At 70.0% G+C, this 14,436-nt stretch carries 16 protein-coding genes; 9 read left to right on the top strand and 7 right to left on the bottom strand.

Annotation, left to right across the window (positions count from 1 at the left end; all coding sequences use genetic code 11):
- From recO to ACFZBT_RS00700, 4 genes are all read left to right on the top strand, one after another.
- Positions 1-747: a DNA repair protein RecO gene (recO, locus tag ACFZBT_RS00715; protein ID WP_391097413.1), complete on the top strand. Its 747-nt coding sequence runs from the start codon at positions 1-3 to the stop codon at positions 745-747.
- A gap of 49 nt (positions 748-796) precedes the next feature.
- Positions 797-1,627 carry an isoprenyl transferase gene (locus ACFZBT_RS00710; RefSeq protein ID WP_391097412.1) on the top strand — a complete coding sequence of 277 codons (831 nt, stop codon included), beginning with the start codon at positions 797-799 and terminating at the stop codon, positions 1,625-1,627.
- Between the two features lie 62 nt (positions 1,628-1,689).
- Positions 1,690-3,090, top strand: a complete 1,401-nt coding sequence (locus tag ACFZBT_RS00705; protein ID WP_391097411.1) for an MFS transporter — start codon at positions 1,690-1,692, stop codon at positions 3,088-3,090.
- Positions 3,091-3,275: 185 nt separating this feature from the next.
- Positions 3,276-3,488, top strand: coding sequence for a hypothetical protein (locus tag ACFZBT_RS00700; RefSeq protein ID WP_391097410.1), 213 nt, complete (start codon positions 3,276-3,278; stop codon positions 3,486-3,488).
- Between the two features lie 65 nt (positions 3,489-3,553).
- Here ACFZBT_RS00700 and ACFZBT_RS00695 read toward each other — a convergent pair whose 3' ends face one another.
- From ACFZBT_RS00695 to ACFZBT_RS00680, 4 genes are read right to left on the bottom strand one after another with little or no spacing between them, the layout of a single operon-like run.
- Positions 3,554-3,973 (bottom strand): transcriptional repressor, encoded by a 420-nt coding sequence (locus ACFZBT_RS00695; protein ID WP_391097409.1) that lies wholly within the window; start codon positions 3,971-3,973, stop codon positions 3,554-3,556.
- Positions 3,974-4,031: 58 nt separating this feature from the next.
- Positions 4,032-4,934, bottom strand: a complete 903-nt coding sequence (locus tag ACFZBT_RS00690; RefSeq protein ID WP_391097408.1) for an iron chelate uptake ABC transporter family permease subunit — start codon at positions 4,932-4,934, stop codon at positions 4,032-4,034.
- Positions 4,934-5,701 (bottom strand): ATP-binding cassette domain-containing protein, encoded by a 768-nt coding sequence (locus ACFZBT_RS00685; protein WP_391097407.1) that lies wholly within the window; start codon positions 5,699-5,701, stop codon positions 4,934-4,936. The genes ACFZBT_RS00690 and ACFZBT_RS00685 overlap by 1 nt, the downstream gene beginning before the upstream one ends.
- 20 nt (positions 5,702-5,721) lie before the next feature.
- The gene (locus tag ACFZBT_RS00680; protein ID WP_391097406.1) at positions 5,722-6,669 is read right to left on the bottom strand and encodes a metal ABC transporter solute-binding protein, Zn/Mn family; all 948 of its coding nucleotides are present in this window, start codon (positions 6,667-6,669) and stop codon (positions 5,722-5,724) included.
- 205 nt (positions 6,670-6,874) lie between these two features.
- Here ACFZBT_RS00680 and ACFZBT_RS00675 point away from each other — a divergent pair, with 205 nt between their 5' ends.
- The 5 genes from ACFZBT_RS00675 to ACFZBT_RS00655 all read left to right on the top strand — a co-directional run bounded on the left by ACFZBT_RS00675 (position 6,875) and on the right by ACFZBT_RS00655 (position 11,678).
- Positions 6,875-8,257, top strand: a complete 1,383-nt coding sequence (locus tag ACFZBT_RS00675; protein ID WP_391097405.1) for a glycine--tRNA ligase — start codon at positions 6,875-6,877, stop codon at positions 8,255-8,257.
- A gap of 137 nt (positions 8,258-8,394) precedes the next feature.
- Positions 8,395-9,012, top strand: a complete 618-nt coding sequence (locus ACFZBT_RS00670) for a LysE family transporter (protein WP_391097404.1) — start codon at positions 8,395-8,397, stop codon at positions 9,010-9,012.
- Between the two features lie 78 nt (positions 9,013-9,090).
- Complete coding sequence (locus ACFZBT_RS00665) at positions 9,091-10,107, top strand: aldo/keto reductase (protein WP_391097403.1); 1,017 nt, start codon at positions 9,091-9,093, stop codon at positions 10,105-10,107.
- Between the two features lie 25 nt (positions 10,108-10,132).
- Positions 10,133-10,720: a TetR family transcriptional regulator gene (locus ACFZBT_RS00660; RefSeq protein ID WP_391097402.1), complete on the top strand. Its 588-nt coding sequence runs from the start codon at positions 10,133-10,135 to the stop codon at positions 10,718-10,720.
- 91 nt (positions 10,721-10,811) lie between these two features.
- A complete protein-coding gene (locus ACFZBT_RS00655; RefSeq protein ID WP_391097401.1) occupies positions 10,812-11,678 on the top strand; it encodes a GNAT family N-acetyltransferase in 867 nt (288 codons plus the stop codon).
- Positions 11,679-11,697: 19 nt separating this feature from the next.
- Here ACFZBT_RS00655 and ACFZBT_RS00650 read toward each other — a convergent pair whose 3' ends face one another.
- From ACFZBT_RS00650 to ACFZBT_RS00640, 3 genes are all read right to left on the bottom strand, one after another.
- Complete coding sequence (locus tag ACFZBT_RS00650; RefSeq protein ID WP_391097400.1) at positions 11,698-11,904, bottom strand: hypothetical protein; 207 nt, start codon at positions 11,902-11,904, stop codon at positions 11,698-11,700.
- A gap of 145 nt (positions 11,905-12,049) precedes the next feature.
- Positions 12,050-12,622: a hypothetical protein gene (locus ACFZBT_RS00645; protein ID WP_391097399.1), complete on the bottom strand. Its 573-nt coding sequence runs from the start codon at positions 12,620-12,622 to the stop codon at positions 12,050-12,052.
- Between the two features lie 330 nt (positions 12,623-12,952).
- On the bottom strand, positions 12,953-14,407 hold the full coding sequence (locus ACFZBT_RS00640; RefSeq protein WP_391097398.1) for a DHA2 family efflux MFS transporter permease subunit: 1,455 nt from the start codon (positions 14,405-14,407) through the stop codon (positions 12,953-12,955).
- Positions 14,408-14,436: the final 29 nt, after the last annotated feature.

Raw genomic sequence — 14,436 nt, 5'->3', positions numbered from 1 at the left:
ATGAGTCTGTTCCGCGACGACGGCATCGTGCTGCGCACCCAGAAGCTGGGTGAGGCGGACCGGATCATCACGCTGCTCACGCGCGGTCACGGACGAGTACGGGCCGTGGCCCGGGGCGTGCGCCGGACGAAGTCGAAGTTCGGTGCACGCCTCGAACCGTTCTCGCATGTCGATGTGCAGTTCTTCGCCAAGGGGAGCGAGCTGATCGGGCGCGGCCTGCCGCTGTGCACGCAGAGTGAGATCATCGCGCCGTACGGCGGCGGGATCGTCAGTGACTACGCTCGGTACACGGCCGGGACCGTCATGCTGGAGACCGCCGAGCGGTTCACCGACCACGAGGGGGAGCCGACCGTGCAGCAGTATCTGCTGCTCGTCGGCGGGCTGCGGACTCTCGCCCGGGGGGAGCACGCCCCGCATCTCGTGCTCGACGCCTTCCTGCTGCGCTCCCTCGCCGTCAACGGCTACGCCCCGAGCTTCACGGACTGCGCGAAGTGCGGGATGCCCGGGCCCAACCGGTTCTTCTCGGTCGCCTCGGGCGGTTCCGTCTGCGTCGACTGCCGGGTGCCCGGCAGCGTCGTACCCTCGCCCCAGGCCCTCGAACTCCTCGCCGCGCTGCTTACGGGAGACTGGGACACCGCGGACGCGTGCGAGGCGCGGTACGTCCGCGAGGGCAGCGGGCTGGTGTCCGCGTATCTGCACTGGCACATGGAGCGCGGGCTGCGTTCCCTGCGGTACGTGGAGAAGTAGCCCCGCCCAAACAGACGCATGGCAAGCGAGCACGAGGAGCGAGAGACACATGGCCGTACGCGGGATCCTGGGGCGGCAGCGCCGGGAGTACAGGACGCCGGAGCCCCACCCCTCCGGCGCGCGGCCGCCGAAGCTCGGAGAGCTCGTACCGAAGCATGTGGCGATCGTCATGGACGGCAACGGGCGGTGGGCGAAGGACCGGGGCCTGCCGCGTACCGAGGGGCACAAGGTCGGCGCCGAGCGGGTGCTGGACGTGCTCCAGGGCGCCATCGAGATGGGCGTCGGCGCGATCTCCCTGTACGCCTTCTCCACCGAGAACTGGAAGCGGTCGCCGGACGAGGTGCGCTTCCTGATGAACTTCAACCGGGACTTCATCCGCAAGACCCGCGACCAGCTCGACGAGCTGGGCATCCGGGTGCGCTGGGTGGGCCGGATGCCGAAGCTGTGGCGTTCCGTGGCCAAGGAGCTGCAGATCGCCCAGGAGCAGACCAAGGACAACGACAAGCTCACGCTGTACTTCTGCATGAACTACGGCGGCCGGGCCGAGATCGCCGACGCCGCGCAGGCGCTCGCCGAGGACGTGAAGAGCGGGAAGCTCGACCCGTCCAAGGTCAACGAGAAGACCTTCTCGAAGTACATGTACTACCCGGACATGCCGGACGTGGACCTGTTCCTGCGCCCGAGCGGTGAGCAGCGCACCTCCAACTACCTGATCTGGCAGAGCGCGTACGCCGAGATGGTCTTCCAGGACGTGCTGTGGCCGGACTTCGACCGGCGTGACCTGTGGCGGGCGTGTCTGGAGTTCGCCTCGCGCGACCGCCGGTTCGGCGGGGCCATCCCGAACGAGGAGCTGCTCGCCATGGAGGGCAAGCAGGAATAGAGCCGGTCGGCCCGGTCGCCCCTCCGGTGGCAGCAGGGCCCCACGGGCGGTGTGCTGGTGGCATGGGTTCGACGGCCGTCAGCGCACCCCCGCAGAACTCGCAGCGTGCCGGGGCCTTCGTCGCGGCCTCGCTCGCCCTGTTCTGCATCCAGCTGGACTTCTTCGCGCTCAACCTGGCCATCCCCGGCATCTCCGCCGAGCTGGACACGACGGTCTCCGCGGCCCAGTGGACGCTGTCCGCCTACATGCTCGCCATCGGCTGTCTCTTCATCGTCGGCGGGCGGCTGGGCGATCTGCTCGGCCGCCGTCCGATCCTGCTGATCGGGACCGGCCTGTTCGCCGCCGCCTCCGTCGGCTGTGCCCTCGCGCCCACCCTGGGCGTCCTCGTCGTGTGCCGGGTGGTGCAGGGCGCGGGCGCGGCGCTGATCTTTCCCGTGTCCGTCTCCGTCATCAGCAACGCCTTTCCCGAGGAGACCCGGGCCCGGGCGCTCGGCGCGATGTTCGGGATCGCCAACGTCGGCACCGCCCTCGGGCCGTTCGTGGGCGGTGGCTTCACCGACGGCCCCGGCTGGCGCTGGATCTTCTGGCTGCTGGCTCCGCTCAGCGCCCTCTCCCTGCTGATCGCCCTGCGGTACGTCCCCGACTCCCGGGACGAGAGCGTTCCCCGCCAGATCGACCTGCCGGGCTGCCTCGCCGTCGTGATCAGCCTGGCCGCGCTGACCCTCGCCGTCGAGCGGGGCAGCGCCTGGGGCTGGGACCACGCGCGGACCCTCGCCCTGCTCGGCGTCGCGGTGGTGGCCGGTGCGCTGTTCGTCCTGCGGGAGCGGGCCTGCCGGCACCCCCTGGTCGACTTCCGGCTCTTCCGCAACATCTCCTTCGACCTCGTCACCGTGATGGGGTCGGTGGCCAACATGGGCTACGCCGTGACCGTCTTCCTCGCCACCCTGCAGTTGCAGCAGGTGCGGGGCCTGTCCGCGATCCTGTCCGGCACGGTCTTCCTCGCCCCGGCCGTGATGGTGGCCTGCGCCGGGCCCATCGGCGCCTGGCTCTCCACCCGGATGCGCCCCACCAGCGTCATGGCCCTGGCCGGGACCATCGCGGGCACCGGCATGATCGGGCTGAGCTGGGTCTGGTCCTGGTGGCTCTACCTGCCCGTCTTCACCTGGTGCGCGCTCGGCCTGGGCCTCGGCTGGACCTTCGCCAGCGTGGCCACCCAGCAGGTCGTGCGGCCCGCCCGCGCCGGCGAGGCCTCCGGGGTCGTCCTCACGGCCCTCGTCACCCTGGGCGCCATCGGCCTCGCGGCCGTAGCGGCGGCGATCACCACCCTCACCCCGGAGACCGGCCCGGAGCGCGCCTACGACCTCCTCCTGCGCGTCGGCGGCGTCGTCATCCTCGCCTCCTCCGCCCTGTCGCTGCTCGTCCGCCGCGGGCTCACCGCCCGGGGCCTGATGCCGTCCGCCTGAGGACTTCTTGGCAAGGGCAGGACGGTCGGCCACGTCCCGGCCGCCACCGGGCCGCCCGCAGCGTCCTGCGCGGACTCTTCACGCCGGCGTTCGTCCAGCGGATCACCGGCGGCGAGTTCGCCTCGATCGGCACCGAGGCCGAAGCCGCGCAGGCCGTCTCCAACCTGTACGCCATCGCCCCGGCCATGAGTGAGGAGAGCCTCGGCGGCAAGGGCTGGGGCATGGAGCGGTACATCTCGCGCGGCGACGCCGCCTGGTTCGGACACCTCAGCGACGTCGAGGACTTCTACGAGAAGGGCCCCAGCTTCGCCGACAGCGAGATCACCTACAAGATGGCCGACGTCCTCCTGGACGACTTCTCCAAGCAGGTCGAGGCCAAGCGCTTCAATCGAACCTGAGGGCGACTAACCCAGGGGCGCGGGGAACTGCGCGACAAGCCCCCCACGCACCGGCACCCGAAAACTCACCGGTCAGAAGCGGCAGCGCACTCCGCACAGGTACCGAAAATCTCCACCGTGTGAGCCACGTTCACAAACCCGTGCTCCGAAGCAACGGCCTCCGCCCACCGCTCCACGGCCGGCCCTTCCACCTCAACGGCCTTGCCACATCCCCGGCACACAAGGTGGTGGTGATGGTCATCCGTGGAGCAACGGCGGTACACCGACTCACCGTCGGCCGTACGCAGGACATCGACCTCACCGGCATCGGCGAGGGACTGCAGCGTGCGGTAGACCGTGGTGAGCCCGACCGAGTCGCCCTTGTGCTTGAGCATGTCGTGCAGGTCCTGCGCACTGCGGAACTCGTCGACCTCTTCCAGGGCCGCCGACACGGCGGCCCGCTGCCGGGTGGCGCGGCCCTTCACGGACGGTCCAGCGGTCGTCACCGTTGCCTCCTCACGTCTGCCTTGCCCGGGTCATTGTGCCAGCCCGGGATGGGGGCGGTCAGACGCCGACTTCGTCGGCCGCCCCCCGGGTACCCGGAATCGCGCACTCGCCGGGGTCGTGGGCGGATTGCGCGGAAGCCCGGGCGCGGGCGCGGCGGCGGGCCAGCGGAGCCGCGAGTGCCGTCAGCACGATGAACGCGCCGATGGTCAGCAATACGATCGTCGCACCGGGCGGCACATCCTGGTAGTACGAGGTGACCGTGCCGCCGATCGTCACGCTCACACCGATGGCGACGGCGATCACGAACGTGGCCGCGAAGCTGCGGCTGATCTGCTGGGCCGCCGCGACGGGCACCACCATCAGCGCGCTGACCAGCAGCAGACCGACCACGCGCATCGCCACCGTCACGGTGACGGCCGCGGTGATCGCCGTCAGCAGGTTCAGGGCACGCACCGGCAGGCCCGTGACCCGGGCGAACTCCTCGTCCTGGCTGACGGCGAACAGCTGCCGGCGCAGGCCGAGCGTGACCAGGACGACGAACGCGGCCAGTACGCAGATCGCCGTGACGTCCGACTCGGACACCGTCGACAGCGAGCCGAACAGGTACGACGTCAGGTTGGCGTTGGAGCCCGTCGGCGCGAGGTTGATGAACATCACACCGCCGGCCATGCCGCCGTAGAAGAGCATCGCGAGGGCGATGTCGCCGCGGGTCTTGCCGTACCAGCGGATCAGCTCCATGAGGACCGCGCCGAGGACGGAGACGAGGGTCGCCATCCACACCGGGGACCAGGTCAGCAGGAAGCCGAGGCCGACCCCTGTCATCGCCACGTGGCCGATGCCGTCGCCCATCAGGGCCTGGCGGCGCTGGACCAGGTAGATCCCCACCGCGGGGGCTGTGATGCCGACCAGGACGGCGGCGAGCAGGGCCCGCTGCATGAAGGCGTAGTCGAGGAAGTCCATCAGCTCAGCAGTCCCGTACGGATCGGTTCGGCGCCCGTCGGCGCGTGCGGGTGTACGTGGTCGTGGCCGGGGAGGGCGTGCTGCCCGACGGCCTTCGGGGGCGGTCCGTCGTGCACGACGCAGCCGTCGCGCAGGACGACCGCCCGGTCGATGAGGGGCTCCAGCGGGCCCAGTTCGTGCAGCACGAGCAGCACGGTGGTGCCCTGGGCGACCTGCTCGGTCAGGGTGTGCGCGAGCACTTCCTGGCTGGCCAGGTCGACGCCCGCCATCGGCTCGTCCATGATCAGCAGCTCGGGCTCGGAGGCGAGGGCGCGGGCGATCAGGACCCGCTGGTGCTGGCCGCCGGAGAGGGCGTCGACGGAGTCCTTGGCCCGGTCCGCCATGCCGACGAGGTCCAGAGCCCGTCGTACGGCCTCGCGGTCGGCCTTGCGCAGCACGCCGAAGCGGGCCCGGGACAGGCGGCCCGAGGAGACCACCTCGGTCACCGTGGCGGGCACGCCGCCCGCGGCCGTGGTGCGCTGCGGGACGTAGCCCACGCGGTGCCAGTCGCGGAAGCGGGCGCGCGGTGTGCCGAACAGCTCGATCTCGCCGGCGCCGGTCTGCACCTGGCCGATGACGCTGCGTACGGCCGTGGACTTGCCGGAGCCGTTCGCGCCGAGCAGCGCGACGACCTCGCCGCTGCGCACGGTGAGGTCGATGCCGCGCAGGACGGGGCGCGAGCCCAGGTCCGCGCGGACGCCGCGCAGGGATACGACGGGCTCGGTCATGCCGTCCTCCGATGAGTGAGTCACTTGGCTCCCAGAGCCGTCTGCAGGGCCTTGAGGTTGGCTTCCATGACCTGGAAGTAGTCGTCGCCCCTGGACTTGTCGGTGATGCCCTCGAGCGGGTCGAGGACGTCCGTCTTCAGGTTCGCGTCCCGGGCCAGGGTCTTCGCGGTCCGGTCGGAGACCAGTGTCTCGTAGAAGACGGTGGTGACGCCGTCGGCCTTGGCCTCCTGCTGGAGCTCCTTGACCCGGGCGGCGCTGGGCTCGCTCTCGGGGTCGACGCCGGAGATGGCCTCCTGGGTGAGGCCGTAGCGCTCGGCGAGGTAGCCGAATGCGGCGTGGTTGGTGAAGAAGACCTTGGACTTCGAGTCCTTCAGGCCGTTCTCGAAGTCGCTGTTCAGGCCGTTCAGCTTCTTGACCAGGGCCTCGGTGTTCTTCTTGTAGTCGGCCGCGTGGTCCGGGTCGGCCTTCTCGAAGGCCTTGCCGACGCCCTGGGCGATCTCGGCGTACTTCACCGGGTCCAGCCAGACGTGGGGGTCGCGGCCGTGTTCCTCTTCCTCGGAGTGGCCCTCCTCACCCTCGTGGCTGTGCCCGGCGCCGCCGTGGTCCTCGAGGTGGGTCAGCGAGGCCGCGTCGATCTTCGTCTCGATGCCGGTCTGTGTCACGGCCTTGTCGACGGCGGGCTGGAGCCCCTTGAGGAAGAGCGCCGCGTCGGCCTCCTCCATCTGGGCGCGCTGCTGGGTGCTGATCTCCAGGTCGTGCGGCTCCTGGCCCGGCTCGGTCAGACTGGTGACGTTCGCGTGGTCGCCGCCTATCTGCTCGGCGAGGAAGGCCATCGGGTAGAACGACGCGACGACGTCGAACTTCTCCGTGTTGCCCGTCGCCGCGCTGTCGCTGGAGCAGGCGGTCAGAGCGCCGAGGCCGAGAGAAGCGGCCGCGGCGGCGGGTATGAGGCGTCGTCGTACGTTCATGACACTCATTTTCAACAAATATGGAAACCGTTGTCAACAAACGTCCTGAACGGGACCGGAAGCAGGGCCGGAAACAGGGTCCGCGGTCCTCTGGCGGTCGCTGAGGGGGGAGCGATTTGATTGGAGGGGCGTCCCCGCCGGTAACCTGAATCATTCGCTGGAAGCAACTCGCTTCGTCGCCCGTCGTCGTAATGAAGAGAGCACCGTGGCCGCCGACAAGATCGACACCATCGTCAGCCTGAGCAAGCGCCGTGGCTTCGTATTCCCCTGTAGTGAGATCTACGGCGGTCAGCGCGCCGCCTGGGACTACGGCCCGCTGGGTGTCGAGCTCAAGGAGAACCTCAAGCGCCAGTGGTGGCGCTACATGGTGACGTCGCGCGAGGACGTGGTCGGTATCGACTCGTCCGTCATCCTGGCCCCCGAGGTCTGGGTCGCCTCCGGCCACGTCGCCACGTTCACCGATCCCCTCACCGAGTGCACCTCCTGCCACAAGCGGTTCCGCGCGGACCACCTGGAGGAGGCCTACGAAGAGAAGAAGGGCCGCGCCCCGGAGAACGGGCTCGCCGACCTCAACTGCCCCAACTGCGGAAACAAGGGCACCTTCACCGAGCCCAAGCAGTTCTCGGGCCTGCTGTCGACCCACCTCGGCCCGACGCAGGACTCCGGCTCCGTCGCCTACCTGCGGCCCGAGACCGCCCAGGGCATCTTCACCAACTTCTCCCAGGTGCAGACCACTTCGCGCCGCAAGCCGCCGTTCGGCATCGCCCAGATGGGCAAGTCCTTCCGCAACGAGATCACGCCCGGCAACTTCATCTTCCGCACCCGCGAGTTCGAGCAGATGGAGATGGAGTTCTTCGTCAAGCCGGGCGAGGACGAGAAGTGGCAGGAGTACTGGATGGAGCAGCGCTGGAACTGGTACACCGGCCTCGGCATGAGCGAGGAGAACATGCGGTGGTACGAGCACCCGAAGGAGAAGCTCTCCCACTACTCCAAGCGCACCGCCGACATCGAGTACCGCTTCCAGTTCGGCGGCAGTGAGTGGGGCGAGCTCGAGGGCGTCGCCAACCGCACCGACTACGACCTCGGTGCCCACTCCAAGGCCTCCGGCCAGGACCTCACCTACTTCGACCAGGAAGCCGGCGAGCGCTGGACGCCGTACGTCATCGAGCCCGCGGCCGGTGTCGGCCGCGCGATGCTGGCGTTCCTCCTGGACGCCTACGTCGAGGACGAGGCGCCCAACGCCAAGGGCAAGATGGAGAAGCGCACCGTGCTGCGCCTCGACCACCGCCTCGCCCCGGTCAAGGTCGCGGTGCTCCCGCTGTCCCGGAACCCGGAGCTGTCCCCGAAGGCCAAGGGCCTCGCCCAGGCGCTGCGCCAGAACTGGAACATCGACTTCGACGACGCCGGCGCCATCGGCCGCCGCTACCGCCGCCAGGACGAGATCGGTACGCCGTTCTGTGTGACCGTCGACTTCGACACGCTCGAGGACAACGCGGTCACCGTCCGCGAGCGTGACTCGATGAAGCAGGAGCGCGTGTCCCTCGACCAGATCGAGGGGTACCTGGCGGCCCGCCTGGTCGGCTGCTGATCGCCCTTCGCGCGCACGACGGTGCCGGGTTCCTCTTCGGAGGGGCCCGGCACCGTCGCGTTCATGGGGGAGTGGTCCTCCAGCGGGGCGGCCGATTGGACCTGTGTACCGGGGCGGCGCCGCGCCAGGGTGGGCGCATGAGTATCGCGTTCCTGCTGACCACCCTGGTCGTCGTCGCCACGCCCGGCACCGGCGTCGTCTACACCCTCGCCGCAGCGCTCTCCCGTGGGCGGAGGGCGAGTGTCGTCGCGGCCGTCGGCTGCACGCTCGGGATCGTGCCGCATCTGCTGGCCACGGTCACCGGCGTCGCCGCGCTGCTGCACGCGAGCGCGACCGCCTTCGAGGTGCTGAAGTACGCCGGGGTGGCCTATCTGCTGTACATGGCGTGGGCGACCGTGCGGGACAAAGAGGCGCTCGTGGTGGAGGAGTCGCAGGGGCAGGGGCAGGTGTCGGCGCGGCGGGTGATCGTGCGGGGTGTGCTGATCAACATCCTCAACCCGAAGCTGACGATCTTCTTCTTCGCGTTCCTGCCGCAGTTCGTGAGCCAGGGGGAGCCGCACGCGGTGGTGCGGATGCTGGGGCTGGGCGGGGTGTTCATGCTGGCGACGTTCCTGGTGTTCGCGGTGTACGGGGTGCTGGCCTCGTCCGTGCGCAGTCACGTCACCTCCCGGCCGAGGGTGATGGCGTGGCTGCGGCGGGGGTTCGCGGGGTCGTTCGTGGCACTGGGGGCGAAGCTGGCGTTCACGGCGCGGTAGTTGTCGATGGAGAAGGTGCTGACAACTATGGACTGACAGATATTGAATTCTGTCAGCTGTTATGGCAGGGTGGATGGCATGACGATGCGAACCCGACCCCTCGGAACCACAGGCCCCCAGGTCTCCGCCCTCGGTCTCGGCTGCATGGGTATGTCCGCGCTGTACGGCGAGGCGGACCGGGCCGAATCCATCGCGACCCTCCACGCGGCGCTCGAAGCGGGCGTCACCCTGCTCGACACCGGCGACTTCTACGGCATGGGCCACAACGAACTGCTGATCGGCGAGGCCCTCCGCACGGCCCCTGCCGCCCGGCGTGAACAGGCGCTGGTCAGTGTGAAGTTCGGCGCCCTGCGCGACCCGGACGGCGGCTGGTCCGGCTACGACGGCCGGCCCGCCGCCGTGAAGAACTTCGCCGCGTACTCCCTCCAGCGGCTCGGCGTCGACCACATCGACGTCTACCGCATCGCCCGCCTCGACCCGGACGTGCCGATCGAGGAGACGGTCGGAGCGATTGCGGAACTCGTAGAGAAGGGCCACGTGCGGCACATAGGCCTCAGCGAGGTCGGCGCCGACACCATCCGCCGGGCCGCTGCCACGGCCCCCGTCTCCGACCTCCAGATCGAGTACTCCCTCATATCGCGCGGCATCGAGGACGAGATCCTCCCGACCACGCGCGAGCTGGGCATCGGCATCACGGCGTACGGGGTGCTCTCCCGGGGTCTGATATCGGGCCACTTCACCGCGGACCGGCAGCTCGGCGCGGGCGACTTCCGGGCGATGTCGCCGCGCTTCCAGGGCGAGAACCTCCGGCACAACCTGGACCTCGTCGAGGCGCTGCGGAAGATCGCCGAGCAGAAGGGCGCGAGCGTCGCGCAGATCGCCATCGCCTGGGTGCTCTCCCGCGGTTCGATCCACAGGACGGACATCGTGCCGCTGGTCGGCGCCCGCCGCCGCGACCGGCTCACGGAGGCGCTGGGCGCGCTGGACGTGAGGCTGGACGCGGCCGACCTGGCCGCGATCGAGGAGGCAGTGCCGGCCGGTGCCGCCGCCGGCGACCGCTACCCGGCGGCCCAGATGGCGCACCTCGAGAGCTGAACCGGGCTCCGGGTACGGTCAGGGCATGGCACCGACCAGCGAGACCTTGACCGCCGAGCGCATCCTCGAGGCCACCGAGGAGGTGCTGCGGCGCCACGGCCCGGCCAAGGCCACCGTCGTGGACGTCGCCCGGGCGCTCGGTGTCAGCCACGGCAGTGTCTACCGCCACTTCCGGACCAAGGCGGCGCTGCGTGAGGCGGTCACCAAGCGCTGGCTGGACCGCACGTCCGGGGAGTTGTCCGGCATCGTCACCGGCGACACCGCCCCGGAGGACCGGCTGCGGGACTGGCTCGCCGCGCTGTTCGCCGCGAAGCGCCGCAAGGCGGGCGAGGACCCGGAGCTGTTCGCCACATACATGGTCCTCACCGACGAGGCCGGCACAGCGGTCGGCGAGCACATCACCGACCTGGAGTCCCAGCTGACCCGCATCATCCAGTCCGGCGTGGAGAACGGCGACTTCGCGGCCACCGACCCGGAGGCCTCGGCCCGCGCGGTGTTCCAGGCGACGGGGCGCTTCCATGACCCCGGCTATGCGCGGGACTGGGAGGACCCCGGTGTGGAGGGGGAGTTCGCGGCGGTGGTGGAGCTGGTGGTGCGGGGGCTGCGGCCCTGAGAGGGATCGCCTTACCAGGTGCGTGCCGGCCGGGAAGGGCAGAGGATGGAAGCGAGGGGTGGATCGCCGCGCGGAGTGCGCTGAGAAGGGGATGGCGATCGTGGATCTCATACTGCGTCCGGGCACTTCGGGCGATGCCGCGGAGTGCGGAAGGATCTGCTACGAGGCCTTCGCCGGCATCGCCGAGGAGCACGCCTTCCTGCCCGACATTCCCAGCCCCGACGTGGGTGTCGCGCTGATCGAGGGAGCCCTGACGCACCCGGGCTTCTACAGTGTCGTCGCCGAACTCGGCGGGCGGATCGTGGGCAGCAACTTCCTCGACGAGCGCTCGACCGTCGTCGGGGTCGGGCCGGTCACCGTCGACCCCACCGTGCAGAACGCGGGCGTGGGCCGCCGCCTGATGCGGGACGTGATGGAGCGGGCCGACGAGCGAGGGGCGCCGGGCATCCGGCTGTTGCAGAGCGGCTACCACAACAGATCGTTCTCGCTGTACGTGAGCCTGGGCTTCGCCCACCGGGCCACGATGGCGTGTGTGCAGGGCCCGCCGATCGAGCGTGCGATGCCGGGGTACGCGGTGCGGGAGGCCACGGACGCGGACCTCGGCGCCTGCAACGACGTGTGTCGGCAGGTCCACGGCGTCGACCGTGGCGGTGAGGTCGCCGACGCGCTCAAACAGGGCACCGCCCGAGTCGTCGAGCGCGGGGGACACGTCACCGGGTACGCCACCGACCTGGCCTTCTTCGCGCATGCGGTGGGCGAGACCACGCCGGACCTCCAGGCGCTGATCGCGTCGGCCCAGCAGTTCGGAGGCCCGGGCATCCTGGTACCGGCGAGCGACAGCGCGCTGCTCAGGTGGTGCCTGTCCAACGGCCTCAAGGTCGTGCAGCTGTTGAGCCTGATGACCATCGGCCTGTACAACCGGCCCGACGGGGCGTACCTGCCCTCGATCCTCTACTAGGACCGGCCCGCCCGGCCGTTCACGCAGCCGTCGGGTCCACCGTCGCCTGATGAGCCTCCGTCAGATGCTCCTCCGCCTTCAGCCAGGGCAGGAACTGCGCGCCTCTGCGCCAGCCGCAGGTGTCGCATCTGATGGTGCGCTGCATGCCCGTGCGCTGGACCCGCACCACGTGTTCGCGGCCGTGCTGGTCCCAGCGGCTGACCTTGCTGGTGTCGATCTGCGACATGACGCCTCCCCGCGTCCAGGAATCCGGCCCGTCCGGTCTGCTCGCAGCAAGGAGTGTGCAGCAAGACCAACATCAACAGGGTTTCCCCGGATACGAGTTATCAGGCCGTGAGATGCCTCAGCTGCACCACGTGTGCCGACTTGTCCTAGCGGGCGCCCCCGTCGTTCTGGTCGTCCACTCGGCTCAGCCGTACGCAGCCCCACGTGCCCGTAACGACGATCAGCGCTGCCAGGCCGCCGATCATCCCTCGGTACGAGCCGGGGTCCAGCTCCACTGCCGTGTCGTCCTCCAACGGAGCGGCTGCGCCCTCGGGGTCGTACAGCACGTGCAGTTCGTCGCCTGCCTCGACCGTTGCCGCGTCGCAGCCGTCCGTCATCTCAGGTGAGATGCCCCGGCCGTCGCGGGTGTGGAGCGTGCACTCGTCGGTCTTGCCGTTCTCGACTTCGACCACGACGGCCTCGGTCCACCGGCCGCGAGTCTCCAGTGCCCGCTCATCGCCGGCCAAAGCGGTGATGACCGACAGCCCGACTGCGGCGGAGGCGGCAACGACGAGCGCGGAGACGGCCACCAGCGGCGTCTTCTTGTGAGTGATGTGGCGGAGCAAGAGAGCCGGCACCACGAGGAGCGCCGCAGGTATCAGCAGCGTGGAAGTGAACCAGGCCGGGCCGCGCAGCAGGGCCGGCAGCGGCACCACCGGCGAGAACCACATCAGCGCCACCGAAGCCACAGTGCACGCGCTGTAGAACAGAAACCACAGAAGCCAACGATGGGGGCCCGTAAGGCGTCGGGAAGAAGCGTTCCCGGCCGGCCGGGACGCTCGACCGTCTCCCGCCGCGAGCCCGTGGATCTGCCTGTCCCCCGCCATGCGCCCCGTCCCTCTCCCTCTACATCGGCTGTCGACCGACGAGCTTATGGGGCGCGGAATCCCGTCTGCTCGGCAAGGCCTCGTCCGGGACTGCGGATGAGCGGTGTCATCGCCCTCGTCCTCCCGCACGGCCGTCGTGCATGTCTCCCGCGCCGTTGTTGTCCAAAGGGAGACGAACCACGGCTACGTGGCACGGTCCGAGGTCACCAGCACATCCCGCACCTCCGCCGCCTCCAGCCTCTCTGCCGCCCGTTCGGCAGTCCCCCGAGCCCACCGCCCACTCGTCACCGCCCCCAGCGTCAGCACGGCGAAGCCGCACACCGCGATGATCCACCAGCCGGGCCTCGCCGCCGAGACGAACATCTCCCGGTACGACGACGAGCCCACGCCGGAGGCGAGCACCGCCCCCACCACCGCGACACCCAGCGTCTGCCCGAGCTGTCGGCTCGTCGAGGCCACCGCCGCGGCGACGCCCGCCTGCGCGCGCGGCATCCCGGACACCGCCGTGTTGGTGATGGGCGCGTTGACGAAACCGAAGCCGATGCCGAAGAGGACGTATCCGGCGAAGAGCGTGACGTCGGAGGTCTCGGCCTCGAAGGCGGCGAACAGCACGCCGCTCGAGGTCATCGCGAAGCCGGCGATCAGGAGCGGGAGGCGTGGGCCGCGGGTGCCGACCAGGCGGCCGGAGAGCGGGGCGCAGAGGAACGTCGGGGCCGCCATCGGGAGCATCCACAGGCCCGCCTCCAGGGCGGTCAGGCCGCGGACGTTCTGGAGGTAGAGCGTGGAGAGGAAGAGGAACCCGCCGAGCGCGGCGAACGCGCTGACCGCGATGACCGTGGCCCCGCTGAACGGCGCCGAGCGGAAGAACCGCAGATCGATCAGGGGTTCGGTGCGGCGGGGCTCGTACCAGAGCAGGCCGGCGAGGGCGGCCAGGGCCAGGACGGCCAGTGGGGCGATCGACGCGAACGGCGTCGTCGGCGCCTCGATGATCGCGTACGTGAGCGAGCCGAAGAGCGCGATCACCAGCACCTGCCCCACGGGGTCGGGGCGGCGAGCGCGAGGCGCGCGGGACTCGGGGACGAAGCGGAGGGTGAGGAGGAGGGCGGCGAGGCCCACCGGCAGGTTGATCCAGAAGATGGAGCGCCAGCCGACCGACTCGACGAGGAGGCCGCCGACCAGCGGACCGGCGGCCATCGATATGCCGACGACCGCGCCCCACACGCCGATCGCCCGGGCCCGTTCGCGCGGGTCCGTGAACGTGTTGGTGATGATCGACATGGCGACCGGGTTCAGCATCGAGCCGCCCACCGCCTGGATCATCCGGAAGGCGACCAGCGCCTCCAGGTTCGGCGCGAGGGAACAGAGGGCCGAGCCGATGGTGAAGACGATCAGGCCCGCCATGAAGACCCGTTTGCGGCCGATCCGGTCGGCCGTGGAGCCCGCGAGCATCAGCAGCGAGGCCAGGACCAGGGTGTAGGCGTCGATCGTCCACTGCAGGCCGGACGTGCTCGCGTGCAGGTCCTGCTGCATGGAGGGCAGAGCCACGTTCAGGACCGTGTTGTCGAGGCTCACGATCAGCAGGCTCATACAGCAGATCGCGAGCACCAGCATGCGGCGGCGGGGGCTGAGCTCGGGCATGCGTGCCATCGTACGCCGATTTCGATAGT

It is taken from the genome of Streptomyces sp. NPDC008137, assembly GCF_042957035.1.
Classification (GTDB): Bacteria; Actinomycetota; Actinomycetes; order Streptomycetales; family Streptomycetaceae; genus Streptomyces.
Note: the sequence above shows the minus strand (reverse complement) of the source record. Positions and strands in the feature narration are given on the sequence as shown.

Bases quoted from the DNA above. Each gene is read 5' to 3' on its own strand.
- ACFZBT_RS00655 (WP_391097401.1), top strand. From the start codon at position 10,812: ATGGCGATCGTGGATCTCATACTGCGTCCGGGCACTTCGGGCGATGCC.
- ACFZBT_RS00680 (WP_391097406.1), bottom strand. From the start codon at position 6,669: ATGAACGTACGACGACGCCTCATACCCGCCGCCGCGGCCGCTTCTCTC.
- ACFZBT_RS00685 (WP_391097407.1), bottom strand. From the start codon at position 5,701: ATGACCGAGCCCGTCGTATCCCTGCGCGGCGTCCGCGCGGACCTGGGC.
- ACFZBT_RS00670 (WP_391097404.1), top strand. From the start codon at position 8,395: ATGAGTATCGCGTTCCTGCTGACCACCCTGGTCGTCGTCGCCACGCCC.
- ACFZBT_RS00700 (WP_391097410.1), top strand. From the start codon at position 3,276: ATGAGTGAGGAGAGCCTCGGCGGCAAGGGCTGGGGCATGGAGCGGTAC.
- ACFZBT_RS00640 (WP_391097398.1), bottom strand. From the start codon at position 14,407: ATGCCCGAGCTCAGCCCCCGCCGCCGCATGCTGGTGCTCGCGATCTGC.
- ACFZBT_RS00690 (WP_391097408.1), bottom strand. From the start codon at position 4,934: ATGGACTTCCTCGACTACGCCTTCATGCAGCGGGCCCTGCTCGCCGCC.
- ACFZBT_RS00665 (WP_391097403.1), top strand. From the start codon at position 9,091: ATGACGATGCGAACCCGACCCCTCGGAACCACAGGCCCCCAGGTCTCC.
- ACFZBT_RS00710 (WP_391097412.1), top strand. From the start codon at position 797: ATGGCCGTACGCGGGATCCTGGGGCGGCAGCGCCGGGAGTACAGGACG.
- ACFZBT_RS00660 (WP_391097402.1), top strand. From the start codon at position 10,133: ATGGCACCGACCAGCGAGACCTTGACCGCCGAGCGCATCCTCGAGGCC.
- ACFZBT_RS00650 (WP_391097400.1), bottom strand. From the start codon at position 11,904: ATGTCGCAGATCGACACCAGCAAGGTCAGCCGCTGGGACCAGCACGGC.
- ACFZBT_RS00705 (WP_391097411.1), top strand. From the start codon at position 1,690: ATGGGTTCGACGGCCGTCAGCGCACCCCCGCAGAACTCGCAGCGTGCC.
- recO (WP_391097413.1), top strand. From the start codon at position 1: ATGAGTCTGTTCCGCGACGACGGCATCGTGCTGCGCACCCAGAAGCTG.